The organism is Paenibacillus albiflavus (genome assembly GCF_004344915.1).
Taxonomy (GTDB): Bacteria; Bacillota; Bacilli; order Paenibacillales; family NBRC-103111; genus Paenibacillus_AM; species Paenibacillus_AM albiflavus.
Map to the genome: position 1 here is coordinate 38,802 of NZ_SKFG01000035.1, position 15,792 is coordinate 54,593.

Genomic DNA, 15,792 nt, shown 5'->3' on the forward strand with positions numbered 1-15,792 from the left:
AGGTGAACAGGGATATGGCATGGGACTTAGAAACAGCAAGGAAACACTTAGACGCATGGATGGAAGCTAATTTAGCTGTATCAACAGGTCAATCTTATCAAATTGGATCTCGAAACATTACTCGCGCTAACCTATCTGAGATCCAGAAACAAATTCTATTCTGGCGAAGAGAAGTTGATCGATTGGAAAATGGCCGAAGTGGAATGCGAGTCGTTCGTGTTGTCCCGCGTGACGTATGAAGCTGATCGATCGAATGATTTCATCGATATCTCCTAGTTGGGCCTTAAAGAGACAAGTTGCACAAAAGAAACTAGAGATATTCAATTCCGGTTATTCCAATCATGGGGCAAGTGGTACAAAGAAATCGCTAGCTGGATGGAATTTCCGAGGCGGCGGTCCAGACGAGGATATTGTTGACAATGCTGACGTACTTAGACAGAGGTCACGTGACTTGTATATGGGCGGCGCTACTCTTGCAACAGGTGCGTTAAAAACATCCAGAACGAACGTCGTAGGGACAGGCTTGAAACTATTTCCAATCGTTGATTATGAGTATCTAGGATTATCCGAAGAAGAAGAAAAGCAATTAAAGCGAACCATCGAAAGAGAGTTTGCGCTTTGGGCGGATTCAACTGATAGTGATGCTTGCCGGCAGCATAATTTTTACGAACTACAGCAGCTCGCTTTCCTCTCACAGCTTATGTCAGGTGATTGCTTTGCGCTGTTACCTATGAAAAAGCGTAAGCAATCCGTATACGATTTACGCGTGCGGTTGCTTGAAGCAGATCGTTGCTGCAATCCTCCGATACTCAACGGGAAGAACATTCGCGGAGGGGTAGAGGTGAATGAGGATGCCGAAGTCGTGGCGTATCACTTTCTTAATAGGCATCCATTGTCATTTTATACTCCAGGTGCTCCGCTGCCTCCACCAAAGTGGAATCGCGTACTCGCATATGGCGATAAGACAGGCAGGAAAAACGTTATTCATTTGATGGATGCGGAACGTCCAGAACAGCGTCGCGGTGTCCCAATCCTTGCTCCGGTTATCGAAGCACTCAAGCAGCTTGGACGATACACGGAAGCTGAGCTCATGGCGGCTGTTGTCAGCGGAATGTTCACTGTATTTGTTAAGTCGGATAGTCCTGAAAATCCTGTCGGATCTGGATTATCTCAAGAAGAAACTTTACCTGGACTCGACAACAACTTGCAGATGGGTAATGGCGCCATTGTTGGATTAGCACCGGGGGAAGATATTTCCACAGCAAATCCGGGAAGGCCAAATACTGCTTTTGACGGGTTCGTGACGGCAATTTTGCGGCAAGTCGGGGCGGCACTAGAAATCCCATACGAGTTGCTTGTTAAAAGCTTTACATCCTCATACTCAGCAAGCCGCGCCGCCCTTCTGGAAGCGTGGAAGATGTTCCGTATGCGTCGCATATGGTTTGCTGCAGACTTTTGTCAACCGGTATACGAGGAATGGTTTGCGGAAGCAGTAGCCAAGGGTAGGATTTACGCCCCTGGCTTTTTTGATGATCCACTCATTCGCAAGGCATATACGCGAGCTGAATGGATTGGACCATCATCTGGTCAACTTGATCCATTGAAAGAGGCACAAGCCGCAAAAATGCGTGTCGAGGAAGGGTTTAGTACTCGTTCGCGTGAGACAGCCGAAATTACTGGAGGAGATTTCGAAATGAATGTGCAGCAACGTATCCGAGAAGAGAAAATGCGCCGTGAAGGCGGGTTACTCGATGGATTACCAACGGGAGGAGGTGAAACAAAATATGTCGTTCTGGATCCTCAACAAGACTAATGATTCAACTGCAGAAATGCTCCTATATGGAGTAATTAGTGACACTTCTTGGTGGGGAGACGAGGTTACTCCGAAGCAATTCGCCGATGATCTAAAGGCGCTTGGAGATGTAGGAACAATCAATGTTCGCATTAATAGTGCTGGCGGTGACGTGTTTGCGGGTGTAACAATTTACAACCTTCTAAAAACACATAGCGCAAAGGTTAATGTATACGTAGATGGCTTGGCTGCTTCAATCGCTTCCATCATTGCGATGGCCGGAGATAGGATCATCATGCAAGAAGGATCAATGATGATGGTTCACAATCCATGGACATTCGCAATGGGCGATTCAAACGATTTGCGTGGCGTAGCTGATTTCCTCGATACCGTCAGAAGCTCACTAGTTAATATATACGTGAGTAAAACTGGGTTATCTAATGAGGAAGTGATAGCTCTTCTTGATGCTGAAACATGGATGACAGCACAGGAGACAGTTGATGCAGGATTTGCACATGAAGTAGCACAGGAAGTAAAGGTCGCGGCGTGTCTAAGAGACAACAAAACAGCGATCTTTAACGGCGTGACAATGGATTGGTCAAAGTTTATCAATCCACCTGATCTTCCAACGGAGCAAAAGCCAGCTGCTAGACTGCCTGTTGCACCAAGAATTGAACCGCCGAAACCGCAAAACAAAAATCAAGGAGGACAAAAGATCATGAATTTGGAAGAACTGAAAGCACAACACCCAGAAATTTACGCTGCAGCAGTAAAAGACGGCGTTAATCAAGAAAGGTCGCGAATGAAGGCGCTCGATGAATTATCCATTCCTGGCCATGCCGCGACGATCGCTAAAGCTAAATACGAAACTGGTGCCAGCGCAGAGCAAACGGCAGTAGCTATTTTAAATGTGGAGAACACTCGCCGCAAAACAATGGCTCAGAAAATGCAGGATGATTCAGACGAGTCCAATATGGAAGACGTCGATCCGGAAGATTCGGAAGACAACGACCCTAAGGACGAAGACGATGAAGAAACCGAAGCAAAGGCACTTGGTAAACGAATCGCTGAAATGGCAAATAAAAAACATATTCGCGGAGGTGTGAGATAGGATGAACAAGTATTCAGAACAATCGGTTGGATATGACAAGCTGTTTGCTGGAGGCGTTGCCGATGTCGTGACCGATGTGCTTACGCTTAAAGCTGGCGCCTCTTATGTACGCGGTATGGTGCTGGGAGTTATCACAACTTCTGACTTGGCTGTACCTGTTGATTCCTCAAAATCAGATGGTTCAGAAGCTGCATATGCAATTTTGGCTGATGATATTAATGCAACGACTGGTAACGTAGTTGCACCTGTTTATCTGACTGGAGAATTCAATCAAGCTGCACTTATTTTCGGCGGTACCGATACCGCTGCGAAGCACAAAAAAGAGCTTCGCAAAATCGGAATCTTCCTCAAATCGAACAAATCCTAAAGGGGGCGAACTGAACAATGTCAATCTACATGTATGATCCGCGCACAATGCTGGCAGCAATCGAAAACATGCTACCAGTAAGAACATTCTTGAAAGAAACATTTTTCCCGAACACTATCACATATCCAACGGAGCAAGTCGATGTGGATTTCTTTAAATCCCGTCGCAAAATGGCCCCATTTGTTTCATCTCGACTTCCAGGTAAGGCAGTAAATCGTGATGGATTCAAAACACGTACCTATACACCGCCTACACTCAAACCTGTCAAGATTATCACACAAGATGATCTAAAAATTCGGGCGTTTGGCGACCATTCTTACATCCAAACCTCTCCTGAAGATCGTGCTTTGCGTCTTATGGCTCGTGATCTTCAAGAGCTTGACGAAATGACTACCCGTCGGGAAGAATGGATGGCAGCACAGATGCTATTCAACGGCAAGGTTGACATGATTGGCGAAGGAGTGAAAGATACACTCGACTTTGATTTCACGAACAAAGCTGTATTAACATCGAGGGCATGGAATAAGCCTGATAGTGATCCTATCTCCGATTTGAGAACATGGCGCTTAGCAGTCATTCAGAAGTCTGGCATGACACCGAATGCCGTGGTTATGGCTTCCGACGTAACACCAGTATTCCTGAATCATCCTAAGCTACAAGCCATGTTCAACATTTTCAATGCAAACTTTGGTAATCTTGCTCCGAAGGACTTGCCGAACGGTGTAACTTTCATCTGCCGAATTGCCGAACTTGGACTCGACGTGTATAGCTATGACGAGTGGTATCTCGATGACGAGACGGACCCCGACAATCCGGTCGAGAAACCTATGGTTCCATCTGGCACAATTGCGCTCGCTTCAACAAATGCAAACTTCACGTTTGCTTATGGTGCAGTTACGTTGATCGATGAGACGTCAAAGAGTTTCTACACGGTGGAAGCTTCCCGCGTGCCGTATACATGGATAGAAACAAACCCTGCACAACGCTTTATGCAAATCAATTCTCGCCCGCTGCCGATGCCTACGGACATTGACAGCTGGTATATAGCGAAGGTGATCTAATATGGCGATAATCAGTGAGTGGAACATTGAAGTTAATGGTGATATCGTTCAAGCAGGTGACATCATCGATGTGCTAAGTGAAGCAGAAGAGAACCGCCTCATCGATCGTGGTGTGGCGGTTCGCGTTTCAGATCCTTATGACAATAATGTTGAGGACGATCATGTTGCAGATGAATATATCGATACCGATGTTGATGATCACCTCGATAAGGATACTACAGAATCGGAGGCGACTCTGGAACCAATAGACCAGAAAGCCACGAGGAAGCAAAAATGAATTTCAAAGATTTCGCCGCTCAGGACATCAAGGATGTCTTTTTTAATTTAGGTGAGTTTTCCGACGAGATCATGATTGACGGCCAGCCTATAATTGTCCAGATTGATGATGATCGTCTGCAAAAACGATCAGAGAACGAATTTGGCGGAATCACAACGGGGATGATTTTATATTTCATCCCTGTTTCTTCATTTTCGCAAAAACCTAAGGTTGGAGGTACTCAAATCTTCAACGGGAAGCTTATGTACATCGATGATATTAAGGAATCTGCAGGAGTATTTGAGATCGTCTTGAATCAGAATCGGGGTGAATGATGTGTCTCAAATTACTGTTGATTCTTCTCAGTTGAAAAAGGTTGTGAAGGGGCTAAAGGGATTTCAGAAGCAGATGCCTGCTGCCGCGCTCTCGGCTGTTAACCGTACACTTGATTATGTTGGTACAAAGGTCAGTCGTTTGGTTACGGCAGAATACAACGTTAAAGCAGGCGATGTTAAGTCATCGCTCACTAAGCAAAGGGCAAAGATGAGTAATCTTTCCGCACATATCAAGTCTACTGGTCGTCGCCTTACATTCTCACATTTCAAAATAAATTCTGGGAAAAATGGTGTACGGGTGAAGGTCAAGAAGTCGTCTGGATTCAAACAAGTTAAAACGGATCCGAAAGCGTTTGTTCAGATACTGAATGGGCATACGCAAGTGATGAAGCGCCAAGGGAAAGCTCGAAATCCCGTTGATGTGCTTCGCTCTATTTCTATCCCGCAGATGATCGATTCGCTTCATGTTTCAGAACAAATAAAAGCCGAGGCGAACAATAAACTTGCTGAGCGCATTGAGCATGAAATCTCATATCGCTTGAAGAAGGTGAAAGCAAAATGATTGATAATTCGATTCTGGAAGCTATTGAATCCTTTTGCTGTCAGCATGTAAGCCCGAAGATCAAGCTCATGGTTCCGAATGACGATGACATTACGGATTATCAGCTCATGCATCCGAACGTTTTCATCGGCTGGCTACCACCACCGAATCAGTTGGAGGACGTGCCGTTGCAGTTGCCGGATGGAGTGAAAAAAGCGATCCCGGCGATGGTGATTGGTATGGATGATGGAGAGGATGACGGTAATGATGCGGGCATTAACATTCGCATATCATTCATCGTTTATAATCCCGGTCACTACCCTAAGGACGGTGGTGTTCTTCCAGATTTCAAAGGATACCGGGACTTACTCAACTTCATCTTCATTTGTCGTCAACAGCTATCGAGTAGATATCTAGTCGAAGATGGCAAGACGACAGCGCAAAAGCCATTCAGCTGGGGAATGTATCAACAGCAGCCAATGCCATATTGGGTTGGTTATCTTACTTTCCGAGCAACGGCGGCGATTCTCCCGTTTATTTCGAGTACAGATCTAATTCAGGACTAAGAAAGGGTGAAAATAATTGCCTTATAAACATGGGGTTTATGGCGAACAAATGCCAACTACAGACACACTGTCCCCTGCGGGAGTCGCAACATTACCTGTTTACATCGGGACAGCTCCTATTCATCAGTTGGAGGATCCATCTGTAGCTATTAATGTTCCTATTCTCGTTAATAGTTTCAATGAAGCGAAAGCTAAGATTGGATATTCAGACGATTGGGATAGCTTTACACTGTGCGAAGCGGTCTATGCGCATTTCAAAAACCGTATTCAGCCAATTGGTCCGATCGTACTCATTAACGTATTAGATCCATCCAAACATAAAACAGCAGGAACTGCCTCTATCGCTATCACGAACGGAATTGGTTATATCGATGAGCCTGCCATTATTTCCACGGTCGCTATCACTGGAAAGGAACGTGATACTGACTACACGGTGGAATATACTGCTGATGGCCGAATTAAGTTAACTGATGTTACAGGGAAAGCTCTTGCTAATCCTACTGATGTTTCGTTCGACAAGGTAGATATTAAAAAAGTGAAGAGCTCTGATATCATCGGTGGAAACACATCTGGTGAGCGCAAAGGTATCTCCGTTGTCGATTTGGTCTATGTCACACATAAGCAAATTCCAACTATTCTCGCTGCACCTGGATGGTCTCACATCAAGGAAGTAAAAGAAGCACTGGTAACAGCTTCCCAAAAGATAAACGGTCACTGGGATGCACTAGTGGCGGCTGACATTCCGTCAGAGTCTACTTCCGATACCATTACTAAAGCTGTTGCTTGGAAGACAGCTAACGGCTATACAGACATCGGTGTAAAGGTCGGGTGGCCTAAAGCTAATGCTGCTGGTCGCGTTTTCTGGGCTTCGACAATCATGGTCGTTCGCATGCAGCAAACCGACTATACAAACGGCAACGTCCCGTATGTGTCGCCGTCTAACAAGCAAGTGGACATCACTTCTCCAGTTCTGGAAAATGGAACTAATGCTATTTTTGATGAAGTCCAGGCAAATGAATTGAATAAGAATGGTATCACAACATTCAACTATCGAAGTGGAATTTGGGTTCTATGGGGTCCTCATAATGCAAATTACACCTACGGTGCTGAGATCGACCCTAAAAACGTGTTTGATGCAGGAATCCGCATGATGATGTACATGACAAACACGTTCCAAGATCGGTTTATGGCAGACGTTGACGGTCCACTTAATCGTAGTAAAAAGGATACGATTCTTAACGATGCGAGTACATGGCTAAATAGCCTTATTGCTGACGGAAAACTGCTGTACGGGCAAATAGACTTCAATGAAACAAGCAACCCGACAAGCAGCATCGTTGAGGGTGATTTCGTTTTTGATGTTCAGACCACAACAGCACCTGTCGGAAAATCGTTGTCATTCCGTCTGCAGTACACCACAAAGGGCATTAATACGCTGTTTGGAGGTGGTAACTGATGCCAAAAATTACGAATAAAACGGTCCAGTACAGGCTCAAAGCTACGGATGAAAAAGGAGTTCTGCAGATCATTGACGATTCTTCCGACCTTCAGCTTCCGAGCATTGAAAAGCTCACGGACACGATCAAAGGCGCTGGCATCATGGGCGAGATTGATATGCCTACGTTCGGTCAACTCGGCAGCATGACACTCACAGTCAATAACAGAGCTGACAATCCGCAGTATTCGATGCTTTCACGTCCTGGGGAGATCAAATTTGAGATTGCCTGGGTCGTTGACGTATTCAATTCGAATGATGTCAAAGTCGGACTTCAGCAGAACAAGGTGTTTATCACTGCCGTTTCAAAGAAGTATGACATGGGTAAGCTTGAAGTTAATTCAGGAGCTGACGGCAGCAGTGAATTCGAGGTTTACTACCTACGCAAGATTGTTGACGGTAAAGAAGTTCTATTGATTGATAAATTTAATTACAAATACGTGGTCAACGGTGTTGACTACATGGATGCACTCAGAACAGCCCTGCAATAATGGGGCTGTTCTTATTCTTTATTTGAGAGGGGAAAACGTAAATGCCAGAGTTGAAATTAAGCAAACCGATTGATATCAACGGTGAGAAAGTAGATAAGCTAACCTATAACTTCGAGGATATGACAGCCCGGGATAAAGTGGAGGCTACAAAGGAGTTCAAAAAGTCCGCGAATGTGGTTATGATGCAGGAATTCGATTCCGACTATCATCTTTATTTATTCGCTGCAGCCGTGAAAAAGGAAAACACATCGATTGATACAGAAGACGTGCTTCGTATGAATGCCAAAGACTCAATAAAGGCAGAGGCGCTTGTTCGCGATTTTTTCTTTCTAACTTCGGAGGAATAGTCACTGATGAATACCTCCGAGAATGCATAACGCAATTGGTATATAACAAATTTGCAGCTCGATCAGAGTGCCTTGAGATGCCAATGATCGAGCTGTTTGAGTTTTACGAATCACTCGCCGACGAAGCCGAGAGGCAGAGAAAGGAGGCTGAGCGAAACTATGGCAGCAAAAAATAAAGAGCTCGAAGCACTGATCGTACTTGCTGGTAAAGTAGATCCAAGCCTGCAGAAAGCAATGATGAATGCTGGATCAATGGCTAATAAAACCGGAGGGTCGATGAGCTCACTCGGGAAGATGGCTAGCAGTGCGATGAACTTAGTTAAAAAGGCAAGTATCGTAGTTGGTGCAGGGGTAGCAATAGCTGGTGCGGCAATAGTAAAGGCTGCTTCGAATACGATCGAGTTTTCAGACAAGATCGATAAGATGTCGGTCCGCACTGGTCTGACATATGAACAATTGCAGAAGTTGGAATTTATGTCTAGCCAGGTTGGTGTTAATTTCGATGCTGTTGGTTCTTCTATCTCAATTATGACCAAAAATATGAAGAGTGCTGACATGGAAGGTGCAGCTGCTGCTCAAGCCTTCAAACTATTGCGGATTAACGTTAAAGGAGCGGACGGGCAGCTGAGATCGCAGGGAGAAGTATTTAGCGAAACTGTAGCAGCGCTCGCGCAGGTGAAGAATGAAACCGAACGAAATGCTCTTGCTATGAAGATTTTTGGCAAGGGTGCCAATGAAATGATCCCTCTTTTTGATGCTGGAGTTGATGGACTACAAGAACTATCAGCCAATGCCGAAAAGTACGGATTGATAATGGACGATGATCTGATAAAGACATCGGTCAAGGTTAAAGACAGCTTAGATATATTAAAAAGAGGTCTTAACGCTGCGGGAGACTCGATAATGCTAAAGGTTCTCCCATATGTTCAGAAATTCGCTGAGTTCATTAATGCCAACTTGCCCTACATTCAAAATTTAGTCTCAGGTCTAGTTGACCGTATCTTTTCGCTAGGTCCTGTTATCGGAAGTGTATTCGGAGCTGGAACCAAGCTTTTTAAATTTATCCAAGATAACTGGTCGACCATTGAACCATTGGTAATTGGCATTGTTGCTGCAATGGTAGCGTGGAAGGCCATTACAGTCGGTATGACGGTCTATCAAGGAATAATGGCAGGTATAAGAGCTGGAACAGTAGCCGCTGCAATTGCTCAATGGGGGCTTAATGCCGCCGTGCTAGCAAACCCAATGACGTGGATTGTTATCGGAATAGCTGCAGCCATTGGTGTTGTAGTTGGGGCTATATATTTGCTGTGGAAAAACTGGGACAAGGTTTCCTCGTTTATGATTGGCATTTGGCAGGACTATGTTATGCCTTTCTTTAATAACGTTGGCTCATGGTTTAGTGGTATATGGGATGGTGTGGTATCTGGATTCAAAGGATTCCTCAATTTTCTCATTAAGGGCATAAATTTCATTATCCGCGCAGCCAACAAAATCCATGTAAAGATTCCTGATTGGGTACCTGGTATAGGCGGTAAGGAATTTGGATTCAATATTTCAGAACTTCCAACGTTTGCACGAGGTGGATTTGCTAATCAGCCTTCAATATTTGGTGAAGCAGGTCCAGAGGCGGCTATTCCGTTAAAACGTACACCGCGAAGCCTGTCGCTACTTAATAAGACGGCTCAAATTCTTGGTGTTGGTGGTGGTGGCGGAGGTAGTCCACAATTTGTATTCGCTCCTGTTATAAGCAGTGGGGATAGTAGCTCAATGCAAAAATTGAAGGAAGCTGCGGATGATTTCTTTGACCGTTGCGATGATTGGTGGGAATCGAGAAGGAGGGAGAGCTATGCATAAAGGATACAATTACACAACACTCGCTGGTGATACATTTGACAGTATAGCTCTCGACTTCTACAACGAAGAGACTCACGCATCGACCATCATTCAAATGAATTTACAGTACCGAAATGTGCTTATTTTTCAGGGTGGGGAAAAGTTGTTAATCCCTATCATTGAGAAAGAAACACCAACATCATTACCACCATGGAAGAGGTCATGACATATGAACATCATTTATAACGGTGTTGATATCACGCCATCTATACATCCCATTTCTGCTAAGACAACAGACAACTCAGGTGAGCGACCAGACAGCTTATCTCTTACATTTTCAGACACTGAAGGTCTATGGTCAAAGTGGAAGCCAGCTAAGAATGACAAGTTACAGATTAAAGAAAATGGGTTTGATACAGGTGTAATGTTTGTTGATCAAATATCACAGAACGCTGGAAAATTCGGAATCATGGCGTTATCCATCCCACAACCGTGTAAGTCAGCAAGAACACAAGCGTGGGAACACGTCCGCTTTCTCGAAATTGTGACACAAATAGCAGCAAGGTATGGGTTTATTGTTCAGACTTATAACGTTACAAATCACCTATACGAGCGTGTTGATCAAGTTGAAGAATCAGATTTCTCGTTTCTTTCATTCCGCTGCATGCTTGAAGGCTATGCACTAAAGATAAATAACCAATCACTTGTTATTTATGGTGAGCCAGAGGAAGAAAAAAAGCCAGTAGATCCTAATTTATCTGTTATTCATCTGAGAGATATTAACGGCGAGTTTAAATTTGTTGATAAATCCACTGATATTTTCGAAAAATGTGTTGTTCGCAGCAAAACGAGATCAGGATATCTTGAAGGTGAGTTCAAGGATACAAACATTAGTGGACCTACTCATAAACGAAATCTTTATGCCAGCAATCAGGCAGAAGCAAACCGCTGGGCTAAGGGAATCTTGCGAAGTTTCAATAAGCGGATGGTAACTGGTGTACTTCCTATTAACCTTAATACAAATTATGCAGCCGGCATACCAGTTTCAGTGGTTGATGTCGGCTTGTTCGATGGAAAACATTTCATCGATCGCCTGACTCACGATTTTATTAATAATCGGACGGAAATAATGCTTCGCAAGCCATTGGAGGGTTACTGATGATACGCAAAGGGGAAATAAGTTCCGTTAACTTGGATAATCGTACTGCACGAGTTACTTTTCGTGATCTTGATAATGCAGTTACGCCTGAGATACCTTGCGCGAAGCACGTAACGGTAAGTGTAAATGATATCGTTGCAGTTTCGTTTTTCTCCGAGAATATGGCTGATGGACTCATTCTTGGAGTCTTTTAAGGAGGGCTGATCATGCCGATTGCATCGTTTAAGAATAAAGTGTTTCAAGTTAGCTCTAATCAAAAGAATACATTCGATGGCCTAACATGGAGTGGAGACATTAGCTTAGAAGCTCAAGAAAAATTAAAGGACAAGCCAAGCACTTACATCAAAGGAATTGGTCTTACATCCATGAGCATAGATGTACAACTTCGTGCTGACTTCGGTGTTAATGTCCGCAATGAGATCGAGCAGTGGGAAGCGATTAGGGACAACATGGTACCTGATATATTCGTACTCGGAACAAAGCCGCTTGGAAAAAACAAGTGGCTGCTAAAGAGTACTAGTGTAAGCGATACAGTAGTTGATGGCAAAGGGAATATGCTCGCAGCCACGCTTAAACTTGAGTTCGAGGAATATGTTCGTGAAGGAAAAGCATCAGCTTCTCAGGGGGCTTCTGGTGGTGCTGGTGGGTCTAGTGCTGCTGGTTTTCAGAGTTACAGCATTGTGCCAGCAGACATCTTTACTCCACCGAATAAAGCTGATAACAAGAGAGACAACCCAAACTATTACGAAGCAACTCAAAAAGTTGCTATAGCACGTGATATGTAAATGAGGTGAATTAAATGCAGATAACGATTAACACCTCTGAAGCCCTTACTATTGATTGGGGGGCAAAAGGAGTTACTGAGATCGTGCAGAACGTATTTACGTTAATCAACACGTTTAAGTACGAGGTTGCTTATGATCGTACACTCGGAGTAGCACCTGACTTTATAGATTTACCTCAACCTGAAGCAATAACACTTGCTACGACCCAAATCTATTCGGTTATCGATGAGAGGGAGCCAAGGGCAACGATAAAAGATGTTTCTTTCCTTGGACTGTCGGAGGATGGAGATATGATATTCAAGGTGGTGATTGATATATGAGCGAATTCAAGCCTATTCAGTTCGTGGATACGGATGCGCAGCGTATTCAACAAAAATTAATATCTGGCTTTGAGCAAACAACAGGGCAAGTTCTTTACCCCGGCGATCCACGTCGGGTTTTTCTTTTGCAGCTCATGCCTGTAATTATCGGGATGCTGAACGACATCAACTACACAGGTAATCAAAACTTATTGCCGTTTGCATCGGGAGATGTACTAGATGCACTTGGAGTACGTGTTGGTGTCCAGAGACTTCAGGCTCAATCAGCAAAAACGACAGTACGATTCATGCTATCGGCTATTCAACTTAACACGGTTACTATTCCTAGAGGTACGCGAGTTACGCCGGATGGCGTTATGTACTTTGCGACTAAAAATGACCTCAACATCATGCCTGGTGAAACAAAAGGAGACATAATTGCTGAATCGATACAAGGTGGCGAGCAATATAACGGATTTGTTGCTGGTCAAATCAATATCATCGTTGACCCGATCCCATTCGTAGCGAGTGCTGCAAACATTGATACCAGTTCAGGAGGATCAGGCAGAGAGGACGATGATTCCTATCGCGAACGTCAACGTCTGGCTCCTGCTTCGTTTAGTGTTGCTGGTCCAGAGGATGCTTATGTGTATTGGGCTAAATCGGCAGACGTTAATATCGGGGATATTTCCGTGACTTCACCGTCTGATTGTGTGGTAAACATTTACGTCTTGATGAAAAACGGCCAGTTGCCCACACAACATGTTTTGGATAAAGTGAATGATTCGGTTAGTCCAAAGGATCGTCGACCGTTAACTGACCATGTTCAGGCTTTCTCGGCAGTTGAAGTTAATTATGATATCAACTTGACCTATTACATCAGTAAAGAACGATCAACGGAAGTAGCATCAATACGGGCTGCAATAGAAAACACTAGTGGTGCGGTTGATCAGTATGAGTCTTGGCAGCGTGCAAAGCTTGGCAGAGCAATTAATCCTGACATGCTCCGTTCGATGATGTACGCAGCTGGTGCGTTCCGTGTGGTTACAACCTTGCCCTCATATGCGGAGATAAGGAAGAATGAAGCCGCATTTCTAGGCAAGAAAAACATTGTCTACGGGGGGCTGATTTAAGATGCAGCTAGATACTGTTGACTTGCTTCAGCTGCAAACAAAGTTTATGAAGGGTGACGAGACTGTTCAAGGATTTTCGGCTGGATTAAATACGCAATTTCGCGAAATCGCCTGCCAAGTGAAATTAGCAGAGATTTATAGCCGAATTGAGGAACAGCCAGAGGAAGTACTAGATATTCTTGCTTGGCAATTTAACGTGGATTGGTACGAGGCTGAAAGTGATATCGATGTCAAACGTCAAGCGATTAACGATGCATTGCTGCTAAGCCGCATTCGAGGAACACCTGCAGCTGTTCAGCGTGTAGTCGAGATCTATTTTGGTGATGGACGTGTAGAGGAATGGTTTGAATATGGAGGGAAACCAAGTTATTTTCGCGTCATTACTAATAATCCAGAGGCGACGAACGATAAGGCTGCTTTATTGGCCAGAGCTGTAAATTCCGTCAAGAACCTGAGATCAAGGTTAGAGACAGTAATCATCGAATCGTCAGAAAATATGGACATGCGCTTTGGTTTTGCGCTCCATATGGGCGACAAATTAAAGGTAGAACAGGTGGTGTAACATTGGGAGCATTCGGAGGACTTATCTTAACGAAAAAAGGTAGAGCGCTACAAGCGAAAGCGCAACTTGGAGTTGAGCTGCATTTTAACCGTATTGGTATTGGTGACGGAAATCTGGGTAGCCAACAAATACCGGATTTAAACACACTAATTAGCGAGAAAAAGTCATTAGCTATTGCAAAATTGAAGACACAACCAGGAGGAAAAGCTATCGTCGGAACTGTGCTATCGAATCAAGATATCACTGTCGGCTTTTATTTTCGCGAAATCGGTGTGTTTGCTCAGGATCCTGATGTCGGGGAAATCCTTTATTGTTACGGGAACGCTGGTACAGGCGCGGAATACATACCGCCGACTGGTGGACCTGATATCGTGGAGAAAAGCATTGATATAATCACGCTTATCGGAAACACGATGAATGTGTCGGCGACAATCAACAACTCATTAGTATGGGCAACGCAGGATGATGTATCAGCTGCAGTTATTAATTCTAAAGCTTACACTGATTTGAAAATTTCTCAGCTTGATATTAAGGTAACGCCTGAACAAATAGGAGCTGCAAAACAAAGTGATTTTGCTGAACATTTGGCGGAAGATGCGTCTTTGACTAAAAAGGGACATGTGCAGTTATCAAGCAGTGTAACGAGTACAAGTGAGACGCTAGCTGCTACCGCTAATGCAGTTAAACAAGTTAATGATAAATTAGTAAGTGACGTAGTTGCGATGGGGAAAAAATCAAGCTCAGACAGTGGTGCTGTCGCAATAGGTCAAGAGTCAAATGCATACTTGGCGTCAATTGCACTAGGTGGTAACGCAAAAACCACAAAAGCATTTGGTATAGCAATTGGGCCTTTGTCATCAGCAGAAGGAGCAGGCTCGGTAGCACTTGGAAGTAACGCAACTGCATTGAATAATTCGCAGGGAATTTTGGGCTCTGGTAATGGAAATACAGATACTTGGTTAGTTCCTGGATCATTTTCCGTCCAAGGTACTAAAAATTTTGAAATACCGCATCCTCATCCAGTAAAGAAAAATACGCACGTCATACGACATGGAGCTGTTGAGAGCCCAACGCCTGGCGACACACTTTATCGCTATACTCTTGAAGCAACAAAAGATAGCCAAACTGTAGAGATACATTTGCCAGATTACTTTGAGCACTTAAACACCAATGTAGACGTGTGGGTAAATGGTCATTTGCATTTTGGCAGAGCTTATGGGGTTGTTGAAGGTGATACACTTAAAGTAACATGCGAAAAAGCAGGAAAGTACAAAGCCCTCGTCATTGGTACTCGTAACGATGATAATGTACAAGATTGGCACGTCAAAGGTGTAGAGCGAGAGATCGGCGAGAGCTGGCGTGGTGAAACTTATGTGTTTGAAGTAGACGAGATTATGGAAGTAGAAGAAATAACAAATATGGAGGAATCAGTCTAATGGAAATTATTATTCGGAAGAGCACAATCCAGTTTAAAAACCCACAAGTCGGGCAACCAACACGAGCAGTCGGAGAACACTACAATGGAAGAACAATCAACGCTAGTGTTGATGGTAATGAGAAACTATTTAGATTTAAGAAAGAAGAAATTCCTTTTCTTGTTGATGAGGATGAGATGATTACTACAATTACCGCAAGAGTGAATAGCGAACTAGAATA

General features: G+C 44.0%; 22 protein-coding genes. All 22 read left to right on the forward strand.

From position 1 onward, the window contains the following. Window positions 1-14 precede the first annotated feature (14 nt). Entirely contained in the window at window positions 15-239 is a 225-nt protein-coding gene (locus E0485_RS21715; protein ID WP_132420172.1) for a DUF6148 family protein, read from the forward strand. Window positions 240-253: 14 nt separating this feature from the next. Further along, the gene (locus tag E0485_RS21720; protein WP_207911035.1) at window positions 254-1,813 is read left to right on the forward strand and encodes a phage portal protein; all 1,560 of its coding nucleotides are present in this window, start codon (window positions 254-256) and stop codon (window positions 1,811-1,813) included. Then, entirely contained in the window at window positions 1,785-2,903 is a 1,119-nt protein-coding gene (locus tag E0485_RS21725; protein WP_165921261.1) for a head maturation protease, ClpP-related, read from the forward strand. The genes E0485_RS21720 and E0485_RS21725 overlap by 29 nt, the downstream gene beginning before the upstream one ends. 1 nt (window position 2,904) lies before the next feature. Further along, window positions 2,905-3,270 (forward strand): head decoration protein, encoded by a 366-nt coding sequence (locus E0485_RS21730; protein ID WP_132420175.1) that lies wholly within the window; start codon window positions 2,905-2,907, stop codon window positions 3,268-3,270. 17 nt (window positions 3,271-3,287) lie between these two features. After that, window positions 3,288-4,331 (forward strand): major capsid protein, encoded by a 1,044-nt coding sequence (locus E0485_RS21735; RefSeq protein WP_132420176.1) that lies wholly within the window; start codon window positions 3,288-3,290, stop codon window positions 4,329-4,331. A gap of 1 nt (window position 4,332) precedes the next feature. Further along, window positions 4,333-4,608: a hypothetical protein gene (locus tag E0485_RS21740; protein WP_132420177.1), complete on the forward strand. Its 276-nt coding sequence runs from the start codon at window positions 4,333-4,335 to the stop codon at window positions 4,606-4,608. Next, entirely contained in the window at window positions 4,605-4,922 is a 318-nt protein-coding gene (locus E0485_RS21745; protein WP_132420178.1) for a hypothetical protein, read from the forward strand. Before E0485_RS21740 ends, E0485_RS21745 begins: the two co-directional genes overlap by 4 nt. Before the next feature lies 1 nt (window position 4,923). After that, a complete protein-coding gene (locus E0485_RS21750; protein ID WP_132420179.1) occupies window positions 4,924-5,484 on the forward strand; it encodes a phage tail protein in 561 nt (186 codons plus the stop codon). Then, entirely contained in the window at window positions 5,481-6,029 is a 549-nt protein-coding gene (locus tag E0485_RS21755; protein WP_132420180.1) for a hypothetical protein, read from the forward strand. The genes E0485_RS21750 and E0485_RS21755 overlap by 4 nt, the downstream gene beginning before the upstream one ends. A gap of 16 nt (window positions 6,030-6,045) precedes the next feature. Continuing rightward, complete coding sequence (locus E0485_RS21760; RefSeq protein WP_207911036.1) at window positions 6,046-7,485, forward strand: phage tail sheath protein; 1,440 nt, start codon at window positions 6,046-6,048, stop codon at window positions 7,483-7,485. Continuing rightward, window positions 7,485-8,015, forward strand: coding sequence for a phage major tail tube protein (locus E0485_RS21765; protein WP_132420181.1), 531 nt, complete (start codon window positions 7,485-7,487; stop codon window positions 8,013-8,015). Before E0485_RS21760 ends, E0485_RS21765 begins: the two co-directional genes overlap by 1 nt. 41 nt (window positions 8,016-8,056) lie before the next feature. Next, on the forward strand, window positions 8,057-8,362 hold the full coding sequence (locus E0485_RS21770; RefSeq protein WP_132420182.1) for a hypothetical protein: 306 nt from the start codon (window positions 8,057-8,059) through the stop codon (window positions 8,360-8,362). A gap of 159 nt (window positions 8,363-8,521) precedes the next feature. Further along, on the forward strand, window positions 8,522-10,219 hold the full coding sequence (locus E0485_RS21775; protein ID WP_132420183.1) for a phage tail tape measure protein: 1,698 nt from the start codon (window positions 8,522-8,524) through the stop codon (window positions 10,217-10,219). Then, the gene (locus E0485_RS21780) at window positions 10,212-10,424 is read left to right on the forward strand and encodes a tail protein X (RefSeq protein ID WP_132420184.1); all 213 of its coding nucleotides are present in this window, start codon (window positions 10,212-10,214) and stop codon (window positions 10,422-10,424) included. Before E0485_RS21775 ends, E0485_RS21780 begins: the two co-directional genes overlap by 8 nt. Window positions 10,425-10,427: 3 nt before the next feature. Continuing rightward, window positions 10,428-11,357: a phage late control D family protein gene (locus E0485_RS21785; protein WP_132420185.1), complete on the forward strand. Its 930-nt coding sequence runs from the start codon at window positions 10,428-10,430 to the stop codon at window positions 11,355-11,357. Then, a complete protein-coding gene (locus E0485_RS21790) occupies window positions 11,357-11,551 on the forward strand; it encodes a hypothetical protein (RefSeq protein WP_132420186.1) in 195 nt (64 codons plus the stop codon). Before E0485_RS21785 ends, E0485_RS21790 begins: the two co-directional genes overlap by 1 nt. 12 nt (window positions 11,552-11,563) lie before the next feature. Beyond that, complete coding sequence (locus E0485_RS21795) at window positions 11,564-12,142, forward strand: phage tail protein (protein WP_132420187.1); 579 nt, start codon at window positions 11,564-11,566, stop codon at window positions 12,140-12,142. A gap of 14 nt (window positions 12,143-12,156) precedes the next feature. Then, complete coding sequence (locus E0485_RS21800) at window positions 12,157-12,462, forward strand: hypothetical protein (protein WP_132420188.1); 306 nt, start codon at window positions 12,157-12,159, stop codon at window positions 12,460-12,462. After that, window positions 12,459-13,574: a baseplate assembly protein gene (locus tag E0485_RS21805; RefSeq protein ID WP_132420189.1), complete on the forward strand. Its 1,116-nt coding sequence runs from the start codon at window positions 12,459-12,461 to the stop codon at window positions 13,572-13,574. The genes E0485_RS21800 and E0485_RS21805 overlap by 4 nt, the downstream gene beginning before the upstream one ends. 1 nt (window position 13,575) lies before the next feature. Further along, the gene (locus E0485_RS21810) at window positions 13,576-14,136 is read left to right on the forward strand and encodes a phage tail protein I (RefSeq protein ID WP_132420190.1); all 561 of its coding nucleotides are present in this window, start codon (window positions 13,576-13,578) and stop codon (window positions 14,134-14,136) included. Window positions 14,137-14,138: 2 nt separating this feature from the next. Next, window positions 14,139-15,572 carry a tail fiber protein gene (locus E0485_RS21815; RefSeq protein ID WP_132420191.1) on the forward strand — a complete coding sequence of 478 codons (1,434 nt, stop codon included), beginning with the start codon at window positions 14,139-14,141 and terminating at the stop codon, window positions 15,570-15,572. Then, a partial coding sequence (locus tag E0485_RS21820) for a hypothetical protein (RefSeq protein ID WP_132418916.1) occupies window positions 15,572-15,792 on the forward strand: 221 nt, incomplete at its 3' end. The genes E0485_RS21815 and E0485_RS21820, both read left to right, overlap by 1 nt.